The organism is Pseudomonas sp. NFPP25 (genome assembly GCF_900116505.1).
Taxonomy (GTDB): Bacteria; Pseudomonadota; Gammaproteobacteria; order Pseudomonadales; family Pseudomonadaceae; genus Aquipseudomonas; species Aquipseudomonas protegens.
This window is the reverse complement of the sequence record NZ_FPBG01000002.1, coordinates 495,933-522,117: the sequence shown is the minus strand read 5'-3', so window position 1 is coordinate 522,117 and position 26,185 is coordinate 495,933. Positions and strand designations below refer to the sequence as shown.

Here is a 26,185-nt window from a genome sequence, read left to right as displayed (position 1 = left end):
CCGCGAACCGGGGACGGGCAAGACCTGCTGTGCTGAAGTGGCCGCTGACGGTCAGATCAAAGCGGGCGTTCCATCTTGATGATCTCGATGGACACCGGACTGTTGCCGCGGCTGAAGGTGCCCTCGCCGATCTTCTGGAAGCCGTGGTAGGCATAGAAGCCTTCGGCCGTCAGGGTCGCCTCCAGGTAGGCCGAGCTGGCACCGCTGGCCCGCAGCCGAGCCAGCGCCACCTCCAGCAGACGGCTGCCCAGGCCACGCCTGGCCACATCGCCACGGATGAACAGCTTGCTGACCTCATTGCCGTCGAGTTCGACGAACCCTTCGATCTGCTCGCCCTCGGCCAGCCACAGCGATCCCTTTTCCACGGCTTCGCGGTAGGTTTCCGGGGAGCGCCCATCGAGCCACATGCGGATCTGCTGATCGCTGTATTCAGAGGTGCACAGGCGCTCTACCGAGTTGCGGTGGGCCTCGAAAATACCGATCAGATCGTCCGTGGTGGCCTGGCGTATCCGTACATTGCTCATTCAGCTGAACTCCACTTTCTTGGGGGCGGGGTGGTAGCGAAACTTGAAATTGATCAGGCTGCCCAGCATCACCAGGGCACTGCCGAGCATCAGGTGCAGGCTCAGGGGCGTTTCCCCCAGCCACACCGACAGGTAGCTGGCGCCGATGGGGTACAGCACGCCGACGTAGCCGGCGTTCTCGGCGCCCATGCGCTTGATCAGGTCGATGAACAGCACGAACACCAGCGCCGAGCACACCACCCCCAGGTACAGCAGGATGCCCAGATCGGCCAGGGTGCCCGGCAGTTGCAAGCCATGGCCGCCCAGCAACAGGCTGACGGCGTATAGAGCGCAGGCCCAGCCGGCCGCCACCTTGTTGATGTGCAAGGTGCCGAGCTGGCAGGTCTTCTGGATGTGCTCCGAAAGCACCGATCCGATGGCCACCGCCAGGAAGGAAGTCAGCCCCAGGGCCACTCCCGCCAGCGACAGCGGCCGCCCCGGATCGCCAAGCATGAACAGCCCCAGCCCGGCGATGCTCACCAGTGCGCCGAGCAGGTTGTGCAGGGCGACCGGCACATGCAGGAACAGGCGCTTGATGCCGATGATGTAGAAAATCACAAAGGCGCTGAGGCAGGCCATCTGCGCACTGCCCAGGTAAGCGGTGGCCAGGTAGGCCAGGCCGATGCCGGCATAGAAGTACACCGCCCCCACCCCGGCCATCAGCAAGTAGGCCTTGCGGGTTACCGGCTGCTGCGGGCCGGCGAACAGCCGTTGCCACAGCCACAGCACCCCGTAGGCAATGAGGAAGCGCAGCATCAGCGAAGAGCCGACGTCGCTGTGTTCCACCTGCAGCGAAATGGCGATCCAGTTGGTGGACCAGATCAGCAGGCAGCCGAGGAAAATCAGCACGGCGACCAGTGAACGGGATTTCTTGTTGTTATCGGGTAAGGCGTTCATGGAGGTTTCTCTAGCTCAAGGCAGCGGTGATCCCGGTCAGCAGCGACTCCAGGCGTTCTTCGCCGAAGACCTGCGGGTCATAGTCGATTTTCAGCAGCAACTCGCCCGCGGCCAGGTAGCCGGTGAACTCCAGGTGATGGCTGGGGCTGCCCTGCATCAGTTGCAGGCTCAAGGGATGCACGCCGACCCGGGCCCCGGGCGGGTTCTCCACGGCGCCCAGGAAGTTGTAGCTGTAGCCGCAATCGAACAGGCCCTTGAGGCGCTCGGCCTCGGGCGTGGCGAAATAACGGTTGCCGAAGCTGTGGGCAATGCCCTGGCTGGCTTGCTGGCCGGCCTTGATTTCCCTGGCGATCTGCTCCAGGTCCAGGCTGGCAACTTGCAGCACCAGCGGGTAGATCACCGTCAGCCAGCCGAACACGCTGTTGAGCTCGGCGCCGCTCTTGTCCAGGGCCCGCCCATGGTCGAGCAAATGGACTTTCTGGAACGGGTTGTCATCGCTCTGGCTCATGGCGCGCAGGATGGCCGCCAGCAGCAACTGGCTGGTCTCGGCCACACCCTGGGCCCACTGCGGCAGGTCGCGGACCAGCCCCAGGCACAGTTCGGCTCGCCGAAAGGCCTCGCGCCGGGGAAACTCGGGGCGCTGCCCGGTCAACTGCACGCAGCGGCCCCAGGGCAGGGCTTCCCAGAACGCTTCATGGGTCGCCGCGGCATGCTCGCGCTGGTAGCTCTGCTGCCACTCCTCGAAGGCCGTCGGCCGCGGCCAGCTTTGCATGCACTCCAGGCCCTGCCCCAGGCATTCGTCCAGCTCGGAAACCAGCAGCATCCAGGAGTAGCGATCGACCTGGAACTGGTGCCCGGCAATGATCAGGTGATGGCCAGCGGCATCCTGTTGCTGGCTGAAGCAGAAGAGTTGCCCCTGGCTCAGAGAGATGGCTGCGCAGGTCCGCTGCACCGCTTGCTGCAGATCCGTCCCGGCGGGCTGCAGCCCCTGATCCTGAACGCCCGCCTCGATAAAGTGATGACGGAAAATTGCCCGCAGCGCCTGGCTGACTCGCTGTGGCTCCTGGCCGGCGGCTATGTCCAGCACCAGGGCCTGGTTCCAGTGATCCAGGTCGCTGATGCCGCGGCTCAGCAGGAAGCGGCGATTGGGCAGGCCCTCGACCTGCGGCCGGAAAACCCCGGGCCGGGCCTTGGCCGCCGCCGCATGCACCGGCAATTGCCCAAGGGCCTGATCCGACAGCAACTCTTCCAGGTCCAGCACCAGGCCCTTTCTCTTCAGCGTGGCAACCACCTGCAAGGCCCGCAGCGAATCGCCGCCATTGTCGATAAAGCTCTTGGCCCGGTCCGGGCTCTGCCCGCCAAGTACCTGGCCGATGGCTTGCCAGAAAGGCTCCGGTGCGGCCTGTGCCGGCTCCGGCGCCGCCATGGCGCGGGCAGCCAGTTGCGCCAACGCCTGCCGGTCGATCTTGTTGTTGCGGTTCAAGGCAAAACGCTCCACCAGCAGGAAGCGCGCCGGCACCCGGTGCGCCGGCAGTGCGGCCCTGGCGGCCTGACGCAGGAGGTCTTCGCCAAGGCTGGCGTCACGGGCAATGACAAAGGCCACCAGGGCCAGGTTGTCCCCGGCCTGATGGGCGATCACACAGGCTTCCCGTACCTGGGCCAGAGCCTTGAGCTCCGATTCCACCTGGACCAGGCTGACCTTCTGCCCGTTGATCTTGACGATGGAATCCTTGCGCCCCAGCAGGCGTATGGCGCCATCGGGCTGGTGGCACGCCAGATCACCGGTGGCGTAGCACTGGCGCTGCGAGTCCAGGGGGCTGGGCTGGGTCAGCTCGACGATCAGCCCGCTGGCCGGGTCCAGGCGCCGGGCCACCAGGGAAGAATAGAGCAGCAGTTCACCCACCCCATCGCCGTAGGGCTGCCCCGGTTCCTTGGCAATGTCCAGGGTGACGCCTTCCACCGGCCGGTCCAGGGCCCAGGTCGGGTCCTGCAGCGTCTGCCCCTGGTCGATGCGGGCGTAGAGCGCGGTGGTGCATTCGGTCGGCCCGTAGGCGTTGAACAGCTGCGAGCCTGGGGCAAAGACGTGGTTGAAGCGCTGGATGTCCGAGGGGTGGATGATCTCGCCGCCGATCACCAGTTGCTTGGGCCGGGCATAGATGGCGCTCGCATCGGTGTAGAAGGCACGCAGATAGGGCACCGTCATATGCAACACATCGATGTCATGTTCGGCGATCAGCGCCTCGACTGCGGCGAAGTCATGCTCCCGGGGGTTGAGGCTGCACAGGGTGGCGCCAGTCTTCAGGCTGGCGAAGATGTCCATCAGGCCGGCGTCCCACCCCGCGGAAGCCAGTTGCAGCACACGCTGCCCGGGGCCGATTCCGACATAGCCGATGTAGTTGTCGATGTGCCGGCCCAGGGCCTCGATGCGCTGCACTATGGCCTTGGGCTCGCCAGTGGAGCCGCTGGTGAAGATCACGTAGTCCTGGCAACGCAACGGGTATTCCCGGCCAGGGGGCACGGGCCGGGCTTGCAGGTGCTGCAGGTCGAGCACCGGCAAGGAACGGGTCAGTTGTGAACCAGGCCGTGTCGTGCCATTGAGGACCAGGTTCACGCCCAGGTGCTGGAGCACCGGCATCAACTCGTCGAGGTTGCTCGCCGGGTCGATGAACACCACTCGCCGGGCGGCGGACAAGGCCGCGATCAACGCCGCATACATGGCCCGGCCATGGCTGGCATACAGCGCCAGCACCGGCTCCGGCAACCCTTGCAGCTCGGCGCTGACCCCCTCTCGCAACTGGTCGAGCGCGGCAAAGCCAAGGCTGCCCTGGACATCGATGACACCCGCAACATCGGTACCCGCCATGCGGGTAAAAGCCTGCAACATGATATCCCTGCCTTGTTGTTATTAGAGGGAGCGACAAACGCCCTGCAGCGTCTGCATGAATGCCTGGATTTCCTGCTGGGAGATGCTCAGTGGCGGGGTCAGCTTGACCGTCGCCGGATTGCGCCCGCCGGTGCGCACGATCACCCCGTGCTCCAGCAGCCGGTTGCGCAGCGCCAGTACATCAGCGCCCTGGCCCTGGCCCTCGAAATCGAAGGCGAGCATCATGCCGCGGCCGCGCACATTGACCACTCGTGCGTCCTGGGCCCCCAGGCCTTCCAGGGCCTGGCGCAGGTACGCGCCGTTGCTCGCCGCCCACTGCCAGGGTTGTTCCTGGTGGTAGATATCCAGCACCTTGGAAGCCACGGCACAGGCCAGCGGCATCAGGGTGAAGGTGGAGGAATGCTCGGCATAGCCCAGGCAGTCCACCAGTTCCGGGCGGCCTACCACCGCGGAAATCGGCAAGCCATTGCCCAGGGCCTTGCCCAGCACCAACAGGTCCGGCAGCAGTTGCGGGTTGCTGAAAAACGGCGTCCCGGTGCGGCCAAAACCGGTGTAGATCTCATCGAAGATGGTGATCACGCCGAAGGTCCTGCCCAGTTCGACAATCGCTTCGAGCAACGCCAGAGGCACCGGATACATGCCCTCCGCTGCCTGGATCGGCTCGATGATCAGCGCCGCGGGCAAGCAATTGGCCTGCTGCGCCTGGCGCAGATCCTCGGCCAGTTGCTCACGCCACAAGGCGGCCAGGGCCGGGTCCTGGTCGGCGTCATAGTCCAGGGCCAGGGCGGTCAGTTGCAGGCTGTCGCCACCGGCCAGGTGCTTGCGAAAACCGCGGTTGGAGGTCACCGACAGGGCGCCCTGGGTCTTGCCATGGAAGGAATTGTGGAAATACACCACGCCCTGGCGTCCGGTAGCGGCGCGGGCGATTTTCAGCGCCACCTCGATTGCCTCGGCACCGGTGACCGCGCCAAACACCGAAGCCTGCGCATAGGGCACCAGCCCCTCCAGCTTGGCGACCACTTCATGGCGCTGCGGGTTGTCGATGTTCCAACCGGTATGGATCAGCAGTTCGGATTGACGCTTGAGGACTTCGACCAGGTCATCGCGCTGATAACCCAGGTTGGCGGCACCGCTGCCACCGGACATGTCGAGAAAGGATTTGCCCTGCTCATCGTAGAGAAAGCACCCCTTGCCACGAATGACGGAAGGGCTGGAGGGGGCACTGCGCCTAACGGATATTGCAACTGCTTCTGTGAACATCCTGTCACCTTGAGTAAGCCGGGCTTGTGACTCACGCACAGACTCAGGGACAGATTCGTACAGGCAGGGCAAAGCCCTGCTGACTGCGAAGTTACCGACCCTGGTATGTGTTCTCCTTGCCAGGGACGCAACCCCTGTCGGCAATGGCGGCAAGATTTACGCGGGAGGCATTTGCGCTGTCAACGAGCCCCGCACTTATTCTGAATTTAAAGCGATAACCCCTGAAAAAAAGGGGGAATTCAGATAAAGCCCCTGAATTTATCAAGGTTTTTAGAGATGAGCCCGGCTACCGGCAAAAGGCCAGCCTCTGCAGAAGAGTTGATATTCAAGCAGTGAGAAGAAGGCAAGCTGAGCAGTTGAGTGGCGGGATCAAGGTTTTTTCAAGGCAAAAAAAAACCCGGAAATCCTCACTTTCGTGGGCCTTCCGGATTTTCTAAACCGCCAAATATGGTGGGTCGTGTGGGATTCGAACCTACGACCAATTGGTTAAAAGCCAACTGCTCTACCAACTGAGCTAACGACCCGCTGTGTGGTGGCGCGTATAATACTGATTTCTAACGGGAATTCAACACCCTATATGAAAAAAATCAAAAATAAGGTGTTGGATCACTGATTCCGGCCGCCTTGAAGCCTTCAGCACGCAAACGGCAGCTGTCACATTTGCCGCACGCGTGGCCGCTATCGTCTGCCTGATAGCAGGAAACCGTCAGCCCGTAATCAACCCCCAGGCGCACCCCGGCCTGGATGATCTCGGCCTTGCTGAGGTTCTGCAGCGGCGCCTGGATACGAAAGCCCTGCCCTTCGACACCGGCCTTGGTCGCCAGGTTGGCCATGCGCTCGAAGGCTTCGACGAACTCGGGACGGCAATCCGGGTAACCGGAATAATCCACCGCATTGACACCGATGAAGATATCCCGCGCGTGCAGAACTTCCGCCCAGCCCAGGGCCAGGGACAGGAAGACGGTGTTGCGTGCCGGCACGTAGGTGACAGGAATGCCCTCCCCCGGCGCCTCTGGCACCTCGATGGTGCTATCAGTCAGTGCCGAGCCGCCAATACCGTTGAGGTTCAGGCCGATCACCTTGTGCTCCACCACACCGAGGTCCCGGGCCACGCGCTCGGCGGCGTACAACTCGGCCCGATGACGCTGGCCGTAATCGAAGCTCATGGTGTAGCAGCGGTAGCCTTCGGCGCGAGCCATGGCCACCACGGTGGCAGAGTCCAGGCCACCGGACAGCAGGATCACGGCACGCTTTTCACTCGAAGATGGGTTCTGTGCTTGTTCAGTCATGTCAGCGCCCCGGCTCGTCATTCCACAGGTATTTATGCAACTGCAGTTGCAGACGTACTGGCAGGTTGTCGGCGACGATCCAGTCCGCCAGGTCTCGTGCATTCAAGTCATGGTGGCTGGGCGAAAACAGCACTTCGCCGGCGCGTCGCTCAAGACCGTACTGGATCAGCTTGGACACCGCCCAGTCATAGTCCTCGCGGGAGCAGATGACAAACTTGACCTGGTCGTTGGCGGTCAGCAGCTCGATATTCTCGTAGCGGTTGCGGTGCGCTTCCTTGGAGCCGGGAGTCTTGAGATCAAGGATCCGGCTGACGCGCGGGTCCACCGCAGAGATATCCAGGGCACCGCTGGTTTCCAGCGAGACCTCGTAGCCGGCATCGCACAAGTGCTGGAGCAAGGGAATGGCATTTGGCTGGGCCAGAGGCTCGCCACCAGTGACGCAGACGTAGCGAGGGCGGAAACCGGCAACCTGCTCCAGCAGGCTGTCGAGGGTCCGCTGGCTACCGCCGCTGAACGCGTAGGCACTGTCGCAGTATTGGCAACGCAACGGGCAACCGGTCAGGCGCACAAAAACCGTGGGCAGCCCGGCAGTCCGAGTTTCCCCCTGCAACGAGTAGAAAACTTCGGTGATTCTCAATGTGTCTTGCATAGTCGCCACGGGCGTAACAGCTAAACAGGCTGTCCGCCTCCGTCAGGCACTTCAAGGAACCCCGCCATCGCGCAGATCCCAGGAAGCGTGTTTCAGAAAAAGGGCATGGATTCTAACGAAAAAACCCGCGACAAGCGCGGGTTTCTTGTAACGGAGGCCAACGCACTTACATGCGCTGCAGGTCCCGTTGGGCCAACTGAGCGGCGGAAGTGCCCGGATACTGGGCCACCACCTGCTGCAGGATGCCCTTGACCCGGTCGGTGTGACCGAGACGACGCTCTACGTCAGCCAGCTTGTACAGAGAATCCGGCACCTTGGCGTGCTTGGGATACAGCTGGGAAACCTTGGCAAATGCCTGGCCCGCGCCTTGCAGGTCGCCTTTGGCCAGGTTCACTTCACCCAACCAGTACTGGGCATTGCCGGCGTACTGGCTGTTGGGGTACTTGCGCAGGAATGCCGAGAAGGCCTGGCTGGCCTTGTCGAAATCCTTGGCCTTGATCAGGTCGAAGGCAGCATCGTAGTAGAGCTTTTCCTTGGCCGGATCACCGGGTTCGCTACTGGCGGCTGGCGCCTGAGCAGCGGCGCCGGCAGCGCTGTTATCGCCACCGGCAGAAGAATTCTCAGGAGTTGCGGCAGGTGCGACACCGCTTCCTATGCGTCGATCAAGATCCTGGTAACGCTCCAGGCTTTCTTGCTTCATCCGCGCTACATCATTTTGCAGAACTTCGATCACACCCTGTTGGCGTGCAATCTGTTCCTGCATTTGCTGCAGTTGCTGGAACAGCTCGCCCTGTGCCGAGACAGGGGTCGAAACCCCTCCCCCGGCATAGGCGCCGTTCGTGCCATAACCCGCTGGCGGATAACTGCTCCCGCTATTGTTATAGCCGGAGTTGTTATCGACCACAGGAACCGCAGACCACGCCGCAAGCGGCGTGAGACTGAGAGCCAAAATAGTTACAGCACGACGGCACGTTCGCATGACGAATTACTTACGCAGTTCGACGCGACGGTTTTGAGCCCAGGACTGCTCGTCGTGGCCAGTAGCAACTGGACGCTCTTTACCGTAGGAAACCAGCTCCAGCTGTGCAGGGGAAACGCCCTGCAGAACCAGGTAGCGCTGAACGGCTTTAGCACGACGCTCGCCCAGAGCCATGTTGTACTCACGAGTACCACGTTCGTCGGTGTTGCCTTCCAGAACAACGCGAGCGCCGTTTGCTTTCAGGTCTTTGGCGTGAACGTCCAGAGCGCGCATGGCTTCTGGCTTCAGGTCCGAGCTGTCGTATTCGAAGTAGAAGGTGGTGATTGCGCGCAGAGCAGCTTCTTCGCTCAGGGAGCCATCAACAGCACCGGTGTTAGCGCCGTAACCAGCGTTTGGATCAACAGCGCCTTCACCGGCATTGTCGCCGCCTTTGGAGGAGCAACCTACAGCCACAGCCATGGCCAGAGCCAGCGCAGCAAACTTACCAAACTTCAACATTTCCATCGTGAAACTCCTAATGAACCCCAGTGTGTTAAGTGAAACATTGTAGCGCCGCGTCAGTTCAGGTAAGGGGACCAGGACGGTTCTCTGACTTCGCCTTGAGCGGTAGGAAGCGGGAGCCTCACACGTCCATTAATGGACACGAGCATCAAGACTCCCCGGCCCTGCTGGCGGGTGGCGTAGATTACCATGGTGCCGTTGGGCGCAACAGTAGCTGACTCATCAAGGTTAGTGTCTGTAAGGATTTTTACGCTACCGCGCTGCAAATCCTGAGCCGCTACCCGGAAGTTGGTGAAACCATCCTGGCGGTGAATCATTACCAGGGTCTTTTCGTCAGCAGAAAGTTTCGGGTTGGCGTTGTAGTTACCAATAAAGGTCACACGCTCGGCGCCACCGCCATTGATATTGCTTTTATAGACTTGCGGCTTGCCGCCACGGTCGGAGGTGAAATAGATGGTGGAACCATCCTTGCCCCAGAACGGTTCGGTGTTGATGCCCGGGCCACTGGTGACGCGGCTGATCTGCCGGGACGCCATGTTCATCACATAGATATCCGGGTTGCCGTCCTTGGACAGCACGAACGCCAGGCGGGTGCCATCTGGCGACCAGGCTGGAGCGCCGTTCAGGCCTTCGAAGTTGGTGATCTGCTCACGACGCCCGGTATCGATGTGCTGAACGAAGATGCGCGGGCGCTTCTGCTCGAACGACACGTACGCAATGCGCTTGCCATCCGGAGCAAAGCGCGGCGACAGGATCGGCTCGCGAGACTGCAACAGGGTTACCGCCCGAGCACCGTCGTAGTCCGAACGCTGCAGGGTGTAACGGGTGTTGTTCACCGAGAAACGCTCAGCCGTCACATACAGCAGGCGCGTAGAGAACGCCCCCTTGATGCCGGTGAGTTTTTCAAAGGACTGGTCGGAAATGTAGTGCGACATGTCCCGCAACTGATCAACGCTACCCGACACGCTGCCGGTCAGCACTTGCTGCTCGGTCGCGACGTTGAACAGCGCGTACTGCACTTGCAGGCGACCGCCGGCTGGAACAATGCTGCCGACCATCACGTACTGGGCGCCCAGGGCTTTCCAGTCGCGGAAAATGACTTCGCTGGCCTGGGTCGGCAAGCTGATCATGTTCTGCTTTGGAATCGGTGCGTAGTAACCCGAGTTGCGCAGGTCATCACCGATGATCTGCGCCATGTCGTCCGGCAGCACGCTGCCGCCCTGCCAGCCAAACGGCACTACCGCAATCGGCGTCGCCCGATCACTGCCACTGGTGACCAGAATGTTTTTTTCATCCGCTGCCGCTATCCCTGCCATACAGCAAATAACGACAAGCATTCCTCGAAGAAGGTTTCTCACAAGGCTAGATCCTCAGGTGTGAATGTCATCTTGAATGAACGATAGGGCGCGAAATCCTTCGGACTCAAACCCTGCATTTCTGTCAAACGCCCAATGTTCTTGACTGCCGCCACCGCCGAAGCGTCGAACGGACCATCACCACTGGACTTGATCACGCTGACCGTGGTCACCGTGCCATCAGGCAACATGCCGATCCGCAGTTCCACCGTCATGCCCTTGCGCGCCGAAGGAGGACGAGCCCAGCCTTCCGCCGCACGAATGCGAATCAGGTCATCGAAACTGCCTGCGACACTGTCACCCACCTCATCCGACTTGGTGGCTTCACGCTCCGGCTTATCGGACAGCAAGTCCGCCAGGGCCTGGGCCTTTTTCTCTTCGGCAGATTTGCGCGCTGCTTCCTGGGCCTTCTTCTTCGCAGCGTCGGCAGCAGCTTTCTTCTTGGCATCCTCGGCGATCTTTTTCTTCGCTTCGTCTGCTTCAGCTTTTTTCTTCGCGTCTTCCGCGGCTTTCTTCTTCGCGTCTTCGACGATTTTCTTCTTCGCTTCTTCAGCGGCCTTTTTCTTGGCCTCTTCTTCAGCAGCTTTCTTGGCTTCTTCTTCGGATTTCTTCTTGGCTATATCAGCCAATTGTTTCTCTTCAGCCTTTTTCGCTTCTGCGGCTTTCTTGGCGTCATCCGCCTTCTTCGCCTCATCGGCTTTCTTGGCCTCATCGGCCTTTTTCGCTTCCTCGGCTTTTTGAGCAGCCTCTTCTTTCTTTTGTTCCGCGGCCTTGATCTCTTCCTGCTCGACCTTCTTCTGCTCCAACTGTTCGGCTTCGGTCTGGCGCGCGGCGGATTTCTTCGCCTCACCCGCAATCTTGTGATTGGTCTGGGTGGTTGCCGGACTCTTGGATTTGAGCTGGTACAGGGTCGCTTGAACGATCGGCTTGGCCGGGGGCAGTTCCGGGGTCATGGCAAAGCTGACGAACAGCATGCCAAACACCAGCACGTGCAGGGCAATTGCCCAGACACTAGGCCAGAAGTAGCTTTCCGAGGCGGACGGCTCTCGCTGTTGGTGCATCAGGGCGCCTCGGTAATCAAGCCAACGTTACCGACTCCGGCTTTCTGCAGGCCGCCCATGGCACCCATCACGGCGCCGTAGTCGACGGATTTATCACCGCGAATGAACACCTGGGTGTGTTTGCCGCCTTCATTGCCGGCACGAATGATCTTGGTCACCGCGTCGGTCATTTGCGGCAAGGTCATCGCCTTGTCCTGTTGCTTTTCGGTGTCGACTTCGCTGCCAAGGTTCCAGTAGTAGGTCTTGTCAGCCTTGATCGAGATGGTCAGCACCTGGGTGTTGTTGTCCTGGGGCAAGGCTTCGCTGGAAACCTTGGGCAGGTCAACTTTCACGCCCTGGTTGAGCATCGGCGCGGTCACCATGAAGATAACCAGCAGTACCAACATCACGTCGATGTAAGGCACCACGTTCATCTCGGCAACCGGCTTGCGTTTGTGGCGAACTCGGGCCATGGGTTTTACCTGCTCACTCTTCGCTGGTGTGCACTTTACGGTGCAGGATCGCCTGGAACTCGTCGGCGAAGGTGTAGTAACGGCTGATCAGCGTCTCGCCACGAGCGGCGAAGCGGTTGTAGGCGATCACCGCCGGGATGGCCGCGAACAGGCCGATGGCCGTGGCGATCAGTGCTTCGGCGATACCCGGGGCTACGGTAGCCAGGGTCGCTTGCTGGGCCTGAGCCAGGCCGCGGAAGGAGTTCATGATCCCCCAGACGGTACCGAACAGGCCGATGTACGGGCTGACGGAACCGACAGTGGCGAGGAACGGCAGGCTCTGCTCGAGCTTTTCTTCTTCGCGGGAAATCGCTACGCGCATGGCACGGGCCACGCCTTCCATGACCGCTTCAGGATCGACACCCGGTTGCTGGCGCAGGCGGGAGAACTCCTTGAAACCGGCACGGAAGATCTGCTCCACGCCGGAATCCGGATCAGGGTTGCTGCCCGCCTGGCGGTACAGCTTGGACAGGTCGATACCGGACCAGAAGCGCTCTTCGAAGCTCTCCAGGGCACGTCGACCGGCACGCAGCAGGTTGCTGCGCTGAAAGATCATGATCCATGAAGTCACCGATGCGGCAACCAGGGTCAGCATTACCAACTGCACTACAACGCTGGCATTGCTGACCAGGCTCCACATGGAGGAATGGTCGACGACGTTAGCTTCCACGCTTTATCTCCTGCTCTGAGTGTGTACCCGCGCTGCTCTCGTCGGCAAAGGCCGTACGCAGAGCGTCTGGAATGGCGCGGGGTTTGAAATTGTCGGCGCGCACACAGGCCACCAGGAACTGCCCTTCACAGAGCAGTGCATTGTCTTTGGCTCGCCTGACCTGCTGAGTGAAGCGCAGGCTGACCCGGTTCAATTCGGTAACTTGGGCACTGACCAGAAGTTCGTCGTCCAGTCGCGCCGGCGCGTGATAACGCGCTTCGCTGGAGTGCACGACAAATAACAGGTTCTCCCCCACCAGCTGCGACTGGGCAAAGCCCAGGTGTCGTAGCCGCTCGGTTCGAGCCCGCTCCATAAACTTAAGGTAATTAACGTAATACACGATGCCGCCGGCATCGGTGTCCTCGTAATAAACGCGACAACGATGTGCGAACGGCTCAAGCCCGTTTTGCGCGCGCATACTCTAGTGCTTACTCCTCAGGTTGCCAATCCGGCCAGGCAACTGTTTTTTCATTCTTGTACGACTTTTCGTGATGTTTTAACCATGCCAGTCCCTAGGACAGCACAAACCCCGAATAAATCGACAAAGAGCGGGTTATTAATCGTCCACGGCATCGAGGAATTCGTCTACCACGGGCATGTCCCCCATTCGTGACGGAATGTTAAGACCGAAGTGCAGGTAGGCATGCCGGGTCACCACACGACCACGGGGAGTGCGCATGATATAGCCCTGCTGGATCAGGTACGGCTCCAGCACATCCTCGATGGTATGGCGCTCTTCACTGATGGCCGCGGCCAGGCTGTCGACCCCCACCGGTCCGCCGTCGAACTTCTCGATCATGGTCAGCAATAGACGTCGGTCCTGGTGGTCGAAGCCACGCTCATCGACGTCCAGCAAGTTCAGCGCCAGGTCGGCGATCGGTTTGGTGATATGCCCCTTGGCCCGCACCTCGGCGAAATCCCGCACCCGACGCAGCAGGCGGTTGGCGATCCGCGGAGTGCCGCGGGCACGGCGCGCGACCTCGAAGGCGCCTTCCGGATCCAGGGGCAAACCAAGAATGCCCGCGGAACGGCTGACAATGGTTGCCAGGTCCGCAGTGCTGTAGAACTCCAGGCGCTGGACGATGCCGAAGCGGTCCCGCAGCGGGTTGGTCAGCATCCCCGCACGCGTGGTTGCCCCCACCAGGGTGAACGGCGGCAGATCGAGCTTGATCGAACGCGCCGCAGGGCCTTCGCCGATCATGATGTCGAGCTGGAAATCTTCCATGGCCGGGTACAGCACTTCTTCGACAATCGGCGAAAGCCGGTGAATCTCGTCGATGAACAGTACGTCGTGAGGCTCAAGATTGGTCAGCAAGGCCGCCAGATCACCAGGGCGCTCCAGCACCGGGCCGGACGTACTCTTGATCGACACCCCCATTTCCTCGGCGATGATGTTGGCCAGGGTGGTCTTGCCCAGGCCCGGGGGACCGAAGATCAGGGTGTGGTCCAGGGACTCGTTGCGCCCACGGGCGGCCTGGATGAACAGCTCCATCTGCTCGCGCACGCTAGGCTGGCCGATGTAGTCGGCCAGGCTGACCGGACGAATCGCCCGGTCCTGGATTTCCTCGCGCTCACGGGGGCCCGTGGCGGCGATCAGACGGTCGGCTTCAATCACTTAAATCATTCCCTTCAGGGCTCGGCGGATCATGTCTTCACTGCTCAAGCCTTTGTCTTTGATCGCGGATACGGCCTTGCTGGCTTCCTGCGGCTTATAGCCCAGGGAGATCAGCGCGCTGACCGCGTCCGACTCGGCGCTGGCCACTGGCGCCGGCGCATCCGGCTGGTTCGGCACCAGGGCGAACATGCTCGGCACGGCTTCCCAGGCCTTGAAACGGTCCTTGAGTTCTACCAGCAGGCGCTCGGCGGTCTTCTTGCCGACTCCGGGCACCTTGGTCAGGGCCGAGGTGTCCTGGGCCTGTACGCAACGCACCAGCTCATCCACCTCAAGGCTGGACATCAACGCCAGGGCCAGTTTCGGGCCCACACCATTGAGACGGATCAACTCGCGGAAAAAGTCTCGCTCGCGCTTGCTGGCAAAACCGTAGAGTAACTGCGCATCCTCGCGGACGACCAAATGGGTGTGCAGGGTCAGGGGCTCGCCGACCGACGGCAGGCGATACAGGGTGGTCATCGGCACTTCGACTTCATATCCCAGCCCGTTTACATCAAGAATCAGGTGCGGCGGCTGTTTCTCAGCCAGGGTGCCGCGCAAGCGTCCAATCACGTTTCAGATCCTTAGGCGATGGCCAGCCCGCAGCTGGCGACTCGTTGGGCGAGCGTCTGCGCCGGCTACCCAGGCGCAAAACGCTCAACCCCTAAAATGACTGCGCTGATGCTATCAGAGACGCAGGCGGCCGCCACGACTGCGTGCTGTCCCCAGACCATGGGGCAGTAGGCTGGAACGGGTATGAGCGTGACAGATGGCAATGGCCAGGGCGTCCGAGGCATCGATCTGCGGCTTGGCGGTCAGCTTGAGCAGGTGCATGACCATCATCTGCACCTGTTCCTTGTTGGCCCCGCCAGTGCCGGCCACGGCCTGCTTGACCTGGGTGGCGGTGTACTCGGCAATCTCCAGCCCCTCTTCGGCACCGGCAACGATCGCTGCCCCCCGCGCCTGGCCGAGCTTGAGCGCCGAGTCGGCGTTGCGCGCCATGAACACCTTCTCGATCCCCATGGTCACCGGACCGTAGGTCTGGATCACTTCACGCACCCCGCGATAGACGATCTGCAGCCGGTCGGGCAGCTCGCCAGCCCCGGTACGGATACAGCCAGAGGCCACGTACACACAGCCGCGCCCCGTGTCTCGAACCACGCCATAACCGGTAATGCGCGAACCGGGGTCGATGCCAAGAATAAGAGTCATAACGCCTGCTGCTTGAATAAAGAGGCTTGCCGGCCAGGACCGGAACAGCGAAAAGGCAGAAGCCGGAAGCGCCCTGCCGCGCAATGATCACGGCTTCGCACCTCCGGCCTCAAGGTTAGTGCAATTGAATCAGCCGAGTTGCTCGGCGACCGACTCGGGAATATCCGCGTTGGAATAGACGTTCTGCACATCATCCAGGTCTTCCAGCATGTCGATCAGCTTGAGGACCTTCTCGGCGCCTTCCAGGTCCAGTTCGGCACTGGTGGTCGGCAGCATGACGATTTCCGCGTCCGCAGCAGTAAAACCCGCCGCTTCCAAGGCATTGCGCACGCCATAGAAACCGGCGAACGAGGTGAACACGTCGATCGAACCGTCTTCGTTGCTGACCACATCGTCGGCATCGGCTTCCATCGCCGCTTCCATCAAGGCGTCTTCATCGACACCTTCGGCGAAGGTGATCTGCCCCTTGCGCTCGAACAGGTAGGCCACCGAACCGTCGGTACCCAGGTTGCCGCCACACTTGCTGAAGGCATGACGAACAGCTGCCGCGGTGCGGTTGCGGTTGTCGGTCATGCACTCGACCATCACCGCCACGCCGTTGGGGCCGTAGCCTTCATAGGTCAGCTCGACCACATCGTCGCTGCCGGCAGCGCCGGTGCCACGGGCGATGGCCCGGTCGATGATGTCGCGGCTCATGTTGGCACCCAGGGCCTTGTCCAGGGCCAGGCGCAGGCGTGGGTTGGAGTTGGGATCGCCGCCGCCCTGACGGGCCGCGACGGTCAGCTCACGAATCCACTTGGTGAAAATCTTGCCTCTCTTGGCATCCTGACGCTCTTTGCGGTGCTTGATGTTCGCCCACTTGGAATGACCTGCCATAACTTGCTCCAAATTCTCTTTGAAACATTGCCCACGCCGCCTGGCGGGTGCGGGCAACAAAAACTCGACCCATAGAAAAAGCGCACCCGAAGGTGCGCCTTATCGGGCCGGCTTATTCAGCCTTGGGCTGTTCGCGCAGGCGGATGTGCAGCTCGCGCAGAGCCTTGGCATCCACCAGACCCGGTGCCTGAGTCATGACGCAGGCCGCGCTCTGGGTTTTCGGGAAGGCGATCACTTCGCGGATCGACTGGGCGCCGGTCATCAGCATCACCAGGCGATCCAGGCCGAAGGCCAGGCCACCGTGCGGCGGCGCGCCGTACTTGAGGGCGTCCAGCAGGAAGCCAAACTTCTCTTCCTGTTCCGCTTCGCTGATGCCCAGCAGGCGGAATACCGCTTGCTGCATTTCCTTGCGGTGGATACGGATCGAACCGCCACCCAATTCGGTGCCGTTCAAAACCATGTCGTAGGCGCGCGACAGAGCGGTAGCCGGGTTGGCTTCCAGCTCTTCCGGCGAGCACTTCGGCGCAGTGAACGGGTGATGCAGGGCGGTGAAGCTGCCGTCGTCGTTCTCTTCGAACATCGGGAAGTCGACAACCCACATCGGCGCCCATTCGCACGTCAGCAGGTTCAGGTCGTGACCGAGCTTGATACGCAGCGCGCCCAGGGCTTCGCTGACGATCTTGGCCTTGTCGGCCCCGAAGAACACGATGTCGCCGTCGACCGCGCCCACGCGATCGAGGATCACGTTCAGGTTGGCTTCCGGAATGTTCTTGACGATCGGCGATTGCAGGCCTTCAACGCCTTTGGCGCGCTCGTTGACCTTGATGTAGGCCAGGCCCTTGGCGCCGTAGATGCCGACAAACTTGGTGTAGTCGTCGATCTGCTTGCGCGGCATGCTCGCCCCGCCTGGAACGCGCAAGGCGGCGATGCGGCATTTCGGATCGTTGGCCGGGCCGCTGAACACCTTGAACTCCACTTCCTTGAGCTGGTCGGCAACGTCCACCAGTTCCAGCGGGTTGCGCAGGTCCGGCTTGTCGGAACCGTAGCGACGCATGGCTTCTTCAAAGGTCATGTGCGGGAATTCGCCGAATTCCAGACCCAGCACTTCCTTGAACAGGTTGCGGATCATGCCTTCGGTCAGGCCCATGATGTCTTTTTCGTCGAGGAAGCTGGTCTCGATGTCGATCTGAGTGAACTCAGGCTGACGGTCGGCACGCAGGTCTTCGTCGCGGAAGCACTTGGCGATCTGGTAGTAGCGGTCGAAGCCGGCCACCATCAGCAGTTGCTTGAACAGCTGTGGCGATTGCGGCAGGGCGAAGAAGCTGCCGGCGTGGGTGCGGCTCGGCACCAGGTAGTCGCGGGCGCCCTCTGGGGTGGCGCGGGTCAGGATCGGGGTTTCCACGTCGAGGAAACCGTTCTCGTCCAGGTAGCGACGGATGCTGGTGGTCATGCGCGAACGCAGGCGCAGCTTCTCGGCCATTTCCGGACGGCGCAGGTCGATGAAACGATAGCGCAGACGGGTTTCTTCACCCACGTCCGAATATTCGTTGAGTGGGAACGGCGGGGTTTCCGCTTCGTTCAGCACTTCCAGCTCGTAGCCCAGGACTTCGATCATGCCCGAAGCCATGTTGGCGTTGCCGGCACCGGCCGGACGCAGGCGTACCTTGCCGGTGATCTTGACCACGTATTCGCTGCGCACGCGGTCGGCGGCGGCGAAGGTTTCAGCGCGGTCCGGGTCGAACACCACCTGGGCCAGACCTTCACGATCACGGATATCGAGGAAGATCACCCCGCCGTGGTCACGGCGACGGTGGACCCATCCGCAAAGGGTTACTTCCTGACCTTCCAGGCTTTCGTTCAGTTGGCCGCAATAATGGCTGCGCATCATGGTAGTGGTTTCACTTCTCGTAATTCGAAATTCGATGGAGGCCTTGCGCACCTCAAGGTGCCGGATAGTGCAAGAACTCGCGCGTGTCGTTCAACTTAGTCAGCTTTGTCGCCACCGGCCAGGTTCTTCTTGGAGCCGGTCTTGAAGTCGGTTTCGTACCAGCCGGTGCCGCTCAGGCGGAAACCAGGCATGGACAGCATCTTTTTCAGCTCGGGCGCCTGGCAGGCTGGGCAGTCGACCAGCGGCGCGGCGCTGATCTTTTGAATGGCTTCCAGCTGATGACCACAGGAAGCGCATTGATAGTCGTACATGGGCATGGGGGGCGTCTCGGCAATCCAGATTACTGCTTGAACTACAGCCAGAGCCCACGCCAAAGCCCGGGCTACGTAGCAAAGAGCGGGATTATATCCATTAAATCGGCCCTGTGCAGCCGTATGACCCCATCGCGGGCGTCACCGACCGTCAGGCATCTATCCGGGCTGCAACCCCGGAAGGTCTGGAGAACGCAGGTGCTGCCTGCTGGGCGAGGGTGCGAACGGCGTACGGGACGCCATTCGCAGGAGCGGGCTTAACGGTTTTCCAGCAGAGAGCGCAGCATCCACGCGGTTTTTTCATGCACCTGCATGCGCTGGGTCAGCAGATCCGCCGTGGGCTCGTCGCTGACCTTGTCCAGCAACGGAAAGATGCCCCGGGCGGTACGGGTCACTGCTTCCTGGCCGGCGACCAGTTGCTTGATCATTTCCTCGGCGGCAGGCACCCCTTCCTCTTCCTTGATCGAAGACAGCCGGGCATAGATGGAATAGGCCCCCGGAGCCGGGAAGCCCAGGGCGCGAATGCGTTCGGCGATCAGGTCCACTGCAAGGGCCAGTTCGTTGTACTGCTCTTCGAACATCAAGTGCAGGGTACGGAATTGCGGGCCGGTGACGTTCCAATGGAAATTATGGGTTTTCAGGTACAACACGTAGGTATCCGAAAGCAGACGGGAAAGACCGTCGACGATGGATTTACGATCTTCTTCGCTGATACCGATATCAATTGCCATGTTTCTCTCCGTTATCGGGATGGATTCACCCATTCATCTGCCGGACCACTCTAGCAAGAGTACCGCCCCTGCGCCGCCCAGGATCGTCAATCGGCCTGCGGTGGATTGTCCCGTGGCCCGGCCCGGGATAAACCTCACTGAGTTCGAGTCAGGTCAGACAGCAGCAGAAATCCGACGTTCCTTGGAAAAATCACCGCCATCTGTCTAGAACAGGCTTTTGCCCGATTCTCCGAGCTCGGCCTGCAGAAGCGCTCATTTGTACGCCCGGGCCAAGCCCCGCTGCTGATTTGAGAAGGCCTGGGCTTTGCTGTTAAATAGAGCCCGTGTCGCTGTTGCCTATTTCTTCGGCCAGCGCGCATAGGCTGACACCGCGTACGTAACCACCGCCTCACCTATTTGTTCAGAAGCGAACCGTGCGTGATCAGCTCCTCCTTGTGCTTCCTTCTTAACGTGAGTTAATCAAAATGTTGAAAATCGTCCACCTGCTGACAGGCATTGCAGCTTTGCTGCTGTCCTTGATTCCGAGTCTGAGATCTGACGCGGTTCCCTACCTGCAACAACCCGATGCTCTTTACCTGGCCCTTTTCGGCCTGCTCAACCTGATCCTGGCTCCAGTTATTCCCTACTGGAACAAAGGCTCTCGTCATCACCTGCAAAATCTGGTCAGCGCCCTGCTGGTGCTGGTCGTTGTACTGCAAACCCTCACCCTGCTGGCCCCCATGCCAGTCATTGGTGGCCAACCGGCGGTTCTGGTCAGCTTGCTGACTGCACTGATCGCCGTAGTCCTGCACCTGGCCATCAGCTTCTACAAGTCATCACCTTCCGCTTCCGCCACGCCAAGCTACGATATGAGCAATCGTGATACCGGTACCGTGAAGTGGTTCAACACCTCCAAGGGCTTCGGTTTTATCTCCCGGGATTCCGGCGATGATATTTTCGTGCACTTTCGCGCCATTCGCGGAGAAGGCCATCGCGTCCTGGTGGAAGGCCAGCGCGTGGAGTTCTCGGTAATGAACCGTGACAAGGGCCTGCAAGCCGAAGACGTGATTGCCGCGCTGCCGCGCCGCTGATCGGCCGCCCATAAAAAAACCGCGCCCAGGCGCGGTTTTTTTATGGGGGGCGATCCCCCTCAATAATGAGGCGGTGGCGCTTCCTCTTCGAACGACTCGAACTGCCCGACCATTTCTTCCTGGCGCTTGAGCAATGCCGCCATCTGCAACTGCAGGCGCTCCACTGCCCTCTGCTGCGCCACCAGCACATCGTTCAAGGCCTGAATGGTGTCATCCTGAAACGCCAGGCGGCTCTCCAGGTCGGTTACACGCTCTTGCAGACTCATGCCTCACCCCTCCAGAAACTGAAAATCATCGGTCAGCACCAACCGCAGGCGTTCACGGATCGCCGCCACTTGCTCGGTGCTGTAAGGCTTGGCCGGATGCTTGCCCCATACCGGTGCCGGCCATGCCGCATCATCACGCCTGCGCACGATCACGTGCATATGCAGTTGGATCACCACATTGCCCAACGTCGCCACATTCAACTTGTCGGCATCGAACGAGTCCTTGAGCAACTCGGCCAGCGCGGTGGTTTCCTGCCATAGCTGTTGCTGGTCGGTGACATCCAGTTGAAACAACTCGCTGATATCCTCGCGACGCGGCACCAGGATGAACCAAGGATAGTTGGCGTCATTGGACAGCAGCAACCGGCAGAGGGGGAAATCCCCGAGGGTCAATGTGTCTTGTTGCAGCCGTGAATCTAAAGTGAACACCGCGTTTACTCCCGCTCAGCTTGTTTCAGCCCGGCGTCCAGTAGACGGACTCCTGCCAGGCGACAGACGCGCAGCATACCTGCGAATGCCCTGCGCTTCATGACCAATGAGCCAGAGACCGGACAGCACACACTCAGGCACGGCAAGGAGCCGATCGCGATGCAAAGGCCACGCCCCACAGCAGGACATTTTCTCGTGCCTCGCACCATTTGCGCCCACAACCCGCAGACCATTCGGAAAATGACCCGAGCCAACCCTTGCGCCCCTTATTGTGCCTGGGCCTGACTGTATGAATCGTGCACAGCGTTGCAAAAGTTTTGCACCAGAATCGCACAGGCGGTCTACGCTAAATTCCTCAAGCATCCGCCGTTTACTCACTTTGCAGTGTGCAGCGGTAACGTTTCGCCGCACTGTGCAACTTAATGCACAGCCCTGCACCAGGAAAACCACAGAGTCAAGCCAAACAAAACGCCCCTTGAAACAGCGATTTTATGCGGTTTTTACAGGCCCGAACGGCTCTTTGAAGAAAAATGGGTGGCTAGATTCAGTTTGTGCACGCTTGTTGCATTCAACCCCGCATCGTCTGCAACGGTCTAACGGAAGTCAGGCCTTACAGACTCATAATAATAGTGGCAGGGCTGCCCCGCGGTGCTTTTTAGAGTGTGTGCATGGGGACTTGTTTCCTTCATTCTCGGCTTCGAAAAACACTGCTGAAAGTTGTCGGCCTGGATACAGACTGACTGCAGAATTACGACGCCTATCGAGCAAATTGCGACAGGGCCGTAAAGAAGCTGAAAGGATAGATAGGCAAGTATCGCCAACATTGTCAGCGTGATATAAGTTTGCGCCGACACAAAAAGAAAGAGCCGCCCAGATAAAAAAACAGGTGGGACGGCAGTACTCTTCTAAAAACCAAAGGAGCAAATCACGATGCGCGTGATGAAGTGGAGCATGATCGCCCTGGCTGTATCAGCAGGCACCTCGCAGTTTGCAATTGCATCCTCCCAGGACGATGCAAAAGGCTTTATCGAAGACAGCACCCTGACCGCGAAAACTCGCGCAATGTACATGAACCGTGACTATAAGGACGGCGTTGGTAACGTGCGTCGTGGTAACGGTACTTACACCACAGGCACTGACGATAAAACCAGCGGCTACCGTCAAGACACCGGTATCAGCGAACTGCTCACCTATCAGTCCGGCTTCACTCAAGGCACCGTCGGCTTCGGCGTCGATGCCATGGCCATGGGCAGCGTGAAACTCGACGGCGGTTCGGGTCGTGCGGGTAACGGCCTGTTCGCCACCAATGGTTCCGGCGAGCCTGAAAACACCCAGTCGAAACTGGGCGGCGCTGCGAAGTTCCGCATCTCCGATACTGTACTGAAATACGGCAACCAGTTCGTATCCAGCCCAGTATTTACTACAGACGACGGCCGTCTGTTGCCTGAAGTTGCCACCGGTACCCTGATCACCAGCAACGAAATCAAGGGCCTGGAACTGATCGGTGGTCGCTTCACCGCATTGAGCGCCCAGACCGGCATGGGCCGTGACAGCATCAACGGTCGCAGCCGCGTTACTGGCAAACAGAACCCGGGCCTGAGCTCTGCAAACATCGTAGGTGCTACCTACTCGGGTCTTGAGAACTTCATTTTCGCCGTGCACGCTTCCGATGTTGAAGACTACTGGAAGAAGCAGTACTTCAACGTCAACTACACCCTGCCGCTGAGCGAAAAACAATCTCTGAACTTCGACTTCAACGGCTATCGCAGCAAGGATGATGGTAAGAAGCTGGCTGGCGACCTGGACAACCGCGTCTGGAGCCTGGCAGCTGCCTATAGCATCGAAGCCCACAAATTCACCGTGGCTTACCAGCAGTCCAGCGGCAAGACCGGCTACAACTACGGCGTTGATGGTGGTGGCACCGTTTACGTAGCCAACTCTGTGCAAATCTCCGACTTCGTGGGCGAAGACGAAAGATCCTGGCAGGCTCGCTACGACCTGAACATGGCCTCCTTCGGCGTGCCAGGCCTGAGCTTCATGACTCGCTACATTCGCGGCAGCAACGTTACCGTTGCTGACTCCAGTGACGGCAAAGAGCATGAATGGGACGTAGAAGCCAAGTACGTGCTTCAGGAAGGCCCGGCCAAAGACCTGTCCTTCCGTCTGCGTAACGCGATCTATCGTGGTACCAATAGCGATTACCGCGCGACCAACTACGACAACCTGAACGACCTGCGTCTGATCGTAGAGTACCCACTGAGCATCTTGTAATTCACGGCTCAGCGGATTGCTTTAACACGCAGTACTAATAAGAACCGCCAACCTGAGCCAGGTTGGCGGTTTTTTTTGCCTTGCAAAAGTACCCTATTGAACCCGCTGACCAAGATAGCAAGCTAACTAATAAAGTAGGCTTCAATAGCTACTTCAGACCTTGCCGATGCGAACTTACATAGTTGCCAAGTCCGGACTTGAAAACAAACAAGGGGCTGATAGCCCCTTGTCTTGAACAACATTAGCTGACCGAACGGCCAGGTCATGAAACTGACTTATTGCGCTGCTGCTTCCTGAACCACTCGAATCACCCGTTGTGGAAAAGGAATATCAATGCCCGCTGCCTTCAAGCGATCACGGGACAACTCATTGAACTGGAACAGCACGTCCCAATAGTCCGAAGTCTTGACCCATACCCGCAGCGACAGGGTAATGGCGCTATCGCCCAAGGTTGAAACCACAGCTACCGGGGCCGGATCGGCCAGTACCCGCTCATCCTTGGCCAGTTCCAGCAACACCTCGCGGGCCTTCTGCAGGTCCGCGTCATAGTCCACACCCACGTCGAACACCACCTTGCGGGTCGGCTGACGGTTGTAGTTGGTGATGATGCCGTTGGACAGGTTGCCGTTGGGCACGATCACTGTCTTGTTGTCACCGGTACGCAGCACGGTGTGGAAGATCTGGATGCTGTCGACGGTACCGCTGATGCCCTGGGCTTCGATCCAGTCACCGATACGAAACGGGCGGAACAGCAGGATCAATACCCCACCGGCGAAGTTCGCCAGGCTGCCTTGCAGCGCCAGGCCGATGGCCAGGCCGGCAGCACCGATCGCGGCCACGAAGGAGGTGGTTTCGACACCGATCATCGAAGCCACACTGACGATCAGCAGGACCTTGAGAATGATGTTGGCCAGGCTGCTGATAAAACCTTGCAGCGCCAGGTCGGCATTGCGCAGGGCCAGCAACTTGCCCACTTTGTGAGTCAGTTTGTTGATCAACCACCAGCCGATGGCCAGGGTGATGACAGCCAGCAGCACCCGGCTGCCGTATTCCATGATCATTGGAATCCAGGCCTGGGAGGCCCGGACCAGATTGTCTACTTCAGCGTTCAAATCCATCTATTTCTCCAGATTCCCGGGGTTGCGGCGCACATGACTGACAGGCAGAACGACCAGCCCCGCGGGAGCTCAATCGTTTCTGCCATTCCTCCGGCCTCGGACGCCAATAAGCTCTAGAGGTTCCCGGAGAAGCCGATCAATCGCGGAAGTTGTTGAATTGCAGCGGCATGCCGAACTCTTTGGCACGCAGGGCGGCGATGGCCTCTTGCAGGTCGTCACGCTTTTTGCCGGTCACCCGTACTTGCTCGCCCTGAATGGCGGCTTGCACTTTCAACTTGGCGTCCTTGATATGGGCGACGATTTTCTTCGCCAGTTCTTTATCGATACCTTCCTTGAGGACCGCTTCCTGCTTCATCACCTTGCCCGAGGCATAGGCGTCCTTGACCTCCAGGCACTGCACGTCGATCTTGCGCTTGACCAGGGCCAGCTTGAGAATCTCGATCATCGCTTCAAGCTGGAACTCGGCCTCGGCGGTCAGGTTGACGGTCAGCTCCTTGTCCTTGAACTCGAAGCTGCCCTTGCCCTTGAGGTCGTAGCGGCGATCCAGTTCCTTGACGGCGTTTTCCACCGCGTTGGTGACTTCGTGCTTGTCCAGTTCGGATACCACGTCAAACGACGGCATGTAATCTCTCCAAATAAAAAGGGGCGCTGTTCAAAACATCGAACACGCCCGGCTTGCGGTTAAAATCCGCGCTCATTATAACGGGTCTTTCCCCTCCTTCACCCCGCGCCCTCCCCCGGGCGGCCAAACAGAGCGAAAACCTGATGTCCACCACCTGGCATGTTCTCGGCGCCGGCAGCCTCGGCACCCTGTGGGCCACCCGCCTGGCCCGCGCCGGCTTGCCGGTACGCCTGATTCTGCGTGACCCCGCCCGCTTGCGGGCCTATCAGGCGGCCGGCGGCCTGACCCTGGTAGAACAGGGCCAGAGCAGCCTGCTGGAAATTCCCGGAGAAACCAGCACCAGCAGCACCCCCATCCAGCGCCTGTTGCTGGCCTGCAAGGCCTACGACGCCGAGGCGGCAGTGGCCAGTATCGCCCCGCGCCTGGCGCCGGGAGCCGAACTGATCCTGCTGCAGAACGGCCTAGGCAGCCAGGATGCCGTGGCCGCCCGAGTACCCCAGGCACGCTGCATTGCCGCCTCCAGCACCGAAGGCGCCTTCCGCGATGGCGACTGGCGCGTGGTCTTTGCCGGCCACGGCTACACCTGGCTGGGGGACTCGGGGCACCCCACTCCGCCGATCTGGCTCGACGAATTGGCGGCCAGCGGCATTCCCCATGAATGGAGTACCCAGATCCTCACCCGGCTCTGGCGCAAGCTGGCACTCAACTGCGCGATCAACCCACTGACGGTACTGCATGACTGCCGTAACGGTGGCTTGCAGCAGCATCAGTGCGAAGTGGCCACCCTGTGCGCCGAGCTGAGCGAGCTGCTGCAATGCTGCGGGCAACCCGCCGCCGCGCAAAACCTGCAACAGGAAGTGGAACGGGTGATCCTGGCCACCGCCGCCAACTATTCCTCCATGCACCAGGATGTCAGCAACGGGCGACGCACCGAAATCAGCTACCTGCTGGGTTACGCCTGTGAAGCCGCTGCCCGGCATCGCCTGCAACTGCCTCATCTGCAGCAGTTGCAACAGCGCCTGGTGAACCAGCTGCAGCAACGCGGATTGCCCAGCGCCTGAGCAGCGGCTACGCTCCCCACTTGCTCATTTCCAGCGATATA

The 26,185-nt window shown here is 60.2% G+C and carries 27 protein-coding genes and 1 tRNA gene; 3 read left to right on the top strand and 25 right to left on the bottom strand.

Annotated features, from left to right (window positions below):
* Positions 1-56 precede the first annotated feature (56 nt).
* From BM382_RS09395 to BM382_RS09295, 21 genes are all read right to left on the bottom strand, one after another.
* Positions 57-524: a GNAT family N-acetyltransferase gene (locus BM382_RS09395; RefSeq protein WP_019094547.1), complete on the bottom strand. Its 468-nt coding sequence runs from the start codon at positions 522-524 to the stop codon at positions 57-59.
* Positions 525-1,460: a DMT family transporter gene (locus BM382_RS09390; protein WP_011062906.1), complete on the bottom strand. Its 936-nt coding sequence runs from the start codon at positions 1,458-1,460 to the stop codon at positions 525-527.
* A 10-nt stretch (positions 1,461-1,470) separates the two neighbouring features.
* On the bottom strand, positions 1,471-4,344 hold the full coding sequence (locus BM382_RS09385; RefSeq protein ID WP_072442689.1) for an AMP-binding protein: 2,874 nt from the start codon (positions 4,342-4,344) through the stop codon (positions 1,471-1,473).
* A 21-nt stretch (positions 4,345-4,365) separates the two neighbouring features.
* Positions 4,366-5,604, bottom strand: a complete 1,239-nt coding sequence (locus tag BM382_RS09380; RefSeq protein ID WP_011062908.1) for an aspartate aminotransferase family protein — start codon at positions 5,602-5,604, stop codon at positions 4,366-4,368.
* A 448-nt stretch (positions 5,605-6,052) separates the two neighbouring features.
* A tRNA-Lys gene (locus BM382_RS09375) sits at positions 6,053-6,128 on the bottom strand.
* 63 nt (positions 6,129-6,191) lie between these two features.
* The gene (gene queC, locus BM382_RS09370; protein ID WP_072442687.1) at positions 6,192-6,893 is read right to left on the bottom strand and encodes a 7-cyano-7-deazaguanine synthase QueC; all 702 of its coding nucleotides are present in this window, start codon (positions 6,891-6,893) and stop codon (positions 6,192-6,194) included.
* A gap of 1 nt (position 6,894) precedes the next feature.
* On the bottom strand, positions 6,895-7,542 hold the full coding sequence (gene queE, locus BM382_RS09365) for a 7-carboxy-7-deazaguanine synthase QueE (protein WP_011063011.1): 648 nt from the start codon (positions 7,540-7,542) through the stop codon (positions 6,895-6,897).
* A 166-nt stretch (positions 7,543-7,708) separates the two neighbouring features.
* Positions 7,709-8,521: a tol-pal system protein YbgF gene (gene ybgF / locus BM382_RS09360; protein WP_011063012.1), complete on the bottom strand. Its 813-nt coding sequence runs from the start codon at positions 8,519-8,521 to the stop codon at positions 7,709-7,711.
* A gap of 6 nt (positions 8,522-8,527) precedes the next feature.
* On the bottom strand, positions 8,528-9,025 hold the full coding sequence (gene pal / locus BM382_RS09355; protein ID WP_003227510.1) for a peptidoglycan-associated lipoprotein Pal: 498 nt from the start codon (positions 9,023-9,025) through the stop codon (positions 8,528-8,530).
* Positions 9,026-9,078: 53 nt separating this feature from the next.
* A complete protein-coding gene (gene tolB, locus BM382_RS09350; RefSeq protein WP_015636767.1) occupies positions 9,079-10,359 on the bottom strand; it encodes a Tol-Pal system beta propeller repeat protein TolB in 1,281 nt (426 codons plus the stop codon).
* A gap of 17 nt (positions 10,360-10,376) precedes the next feature.
* Positions 10,377-11,438, bottom strand: coding sequence for a cell envelope integrity protein TolA (gene tolA, locus BM382_RS09345; protein ID WP_011063014.1), 1,062 nt, complete (start codon positions 11,436-11,438; stop codon positions 10,377-10,379).
* Positions 11,438-11,890 carry a protein TolR gene (gene tolR, locus BM382_RS09340; protein ID WP_011063015.1) on the bottom strand — a complete coding sequence of 151 codons (453 nt, stop codon included), beginning with the start codon at positions 11,888-11,890 and terminating at the stop codon, positions 11,438-11,440. Before tolR ends, tolA begins: the two co-directional genes overlap by 1 nt.
* 13 nt (positions 11,891-11,903) lie before the next feature.
* A complete protein-coding gene (gene tolQ / locus BM382_RS09335; RefSeq protein WP_011063016.1) occupies positions 11,904-12,599 on the bottom strand; it encodes a protein TolQ in 696 nt (231 codons plus the stop codon).
* A complete protein-coding gene (gene ybgC / locus BM382_RS09330; protein ID WP_011063017.1) occupies positions 12,589-13,056 on the bottom strand; it encodes a tol-pal system-associated acyl-CoA thioesterase in 468 nt (155 codons plus the stop codon). The genes tolQ and ybgC overlap by 11 nt, the downstream gene beginning before the upstream one ends.
* Positions 13,057-13,194: 138 nt before the next feature.
* On the bottom strand, positions 13,195-14,253 hold the full coding sequence (gene ruvB / locus BM382_RS09325) for a Holliday junction branch migration DNA helicase RuvB (protein WP_011063018.1): 1,059 nt from the start codon (positions 14,251-14,253) through the stop codon (positions 13,195-13,197).
* Entirely contained in the window at positions 14,254-14,862 is a 609-nt protein-coding gene (ruvA, locus tag BM382_RS09320; protein WP_011063019.1) for a Holliday junction branch migration protein RuvA, read from the bottom strand.
* A gap of 114 nt (positions 14,863-14,976) precedes the next feature.
* Positions 14,977-15,501, bottom strand: coding sequence for a crossover junction endodeoxyribonuclease RuvC (gene ruvC / locus BM382_RS09315; protein ID WP_072442684.1), 525 nt, complete (start codon positions 15,499-15,501; stop codon positions 14,977-14,979).
* Between the two features lie 129 nt (positions 15,502-15,630).
* The gene (locus BM382_RS09310) at positions 15,631-16,377 is read right to left on the bottom strand and encodes a YebC/PmpR family DNA-binding transcriptional regulator (protein WP_011063021.1); all 747 of its coding nucleotides are present in this window, start codon (positions 16,375-16,377) and stop codon (positions 15,631-15,633) included.
* 112 nt (positions 16,378-16,489) lie between these two features.
* Positions 16,490-18,265: an aspartate--tRNA ligase gene (aspS, locus tag BM382_RS09305; protein WP_011063022.1), complete on the bottom strand. Its 1,776-nt coding sequence runs from the start codon at positions 18,263-18,265 to the stop codon at positions 16,490-16,492.
* Between the two features lie 95 nt (positions 18,266-18,360).
* Complete coding sequence (locus BM382_RS09300; RefSeq protein ID WP_010457489.1) at positions 18,361-18,582, bottom strand: FmdB family zinc ribbon protein; 222 nt, start codon at positions 18,580-18,582, stop codon at positions 18,361-18,363.
* A gap of 251 nt (positions 18,583-18,833) precedes the next feature.
* Positions 18,834-19,307: a Dps family protein gene (locus tag BM382_RS09295; protein ID WP_011063023.1), complete on the bottom strand. Its 474-nt coding sequence runs from the start codon at positions 19,305-19,307 to the stop codon at positions 18,834-18,836.
* A gap of 464 nt (positions 19,308-19,771) precedes the next feature.
* Between BM382_RS09295 and BM382_RS32170 the strand changes: the two genes are divergently transcribed.
* Complete coding sequence (locus BM382_RS32170; RefSeq protein WP_011063024.1) at positions 19,772-20,377, top strand: cold-shock protein; 606 nt, start codon at positions 19,772-19,774, stop codon at positions 20,375-20,377.
* 59 nt (positions 20,378-20,436) lie between these two features.
* Here BM382_RS32170 and BM382_RS09285 read toward each other — a convergent pair whose 3' ends face one another.
* Positions 20,437-20,643, bottom strand: a complete 207-nt coding sequence (locus BM382_RS09285) for a SlyX family protein (RefSeq protein ID WP_011063025.1) — start codon at positions 20,641-20,643, stop codon at positions 20,437-20,439.
* Positions 20,644-20,646: 3 nt separating this feature from the next.
* Positions 20,647-21,072, bottom strand: coding sequence for an HIT domain-containing protein (locus BM382_RS09280; protein ID WP_072442681.1), 426 nt, complete (start codon positions 21,070-21,072; stop codon positions 20,647-20,649).
* A 930-nt stretch (positions 21,073-22,002) separates the two neighbouring features.
* On the opposite strand from BM382_RS09280, the gene BM382_RS09275 reads away from it, so the two are divergent.
* A complete protein-coding gene (locus BM382_RS09275) occupies positions 22,003-23,343 on the top strand; it encodes an OprD family porin (protein ID WP_015636771.1) in 1,341 nt (446 codons plus the stop codon).
* Between the two features lie 275 nt (positions 23,344-23,618).
* Here BM382_RS09275 and BM382_RS09270 read toward each other — a convergent pair whose 3' ends face one another.
* Together BM382_RS09270 and BM382_RS09265 are read right to left on the bottom strand one after the other, a co-directional pair.
* Positions 23,619-24,461: a mechanosensitive ion channel family protein gene (locus tag BM382_RS09270; protein WP_011063028.1), complete on the bottom strand. Its 843-nt coding sequence runs from the start codon at positions 24,459-24,461 to the stop codon at positions 23,619-23,621.
* Positions 24,462-24,597: 136 nt separating this feature from the next.
* Positions 24,598-25,083, bottom strand: coding sequence for a YajQ family cyclic di-GMP-binding protein (locus BM382_RS09265; protein WP_011063029.1), 486 nt, complete (start codon positions 25,081-25,083; stop codon positions 24,598-24,600).
* Between the two features lie 143 nt (positions 25,084-25,226).
* Between BM382_RS09265 and BM382_RS09260 the strand changes: the two genes are divergently transcribed.
* Complete coding sequence (locus BM382_RS09260; protein ID WP_011063030.1) at positions 25,227-26,144, top strand: putative 2-dehydropantoate 2-reductase; 918 nt, start codon at positions 25,227-25,229, stop codon at positions 26,142-26,144.
* Positions 26,145-26,185: the final 41 nt, after the last annotated feature.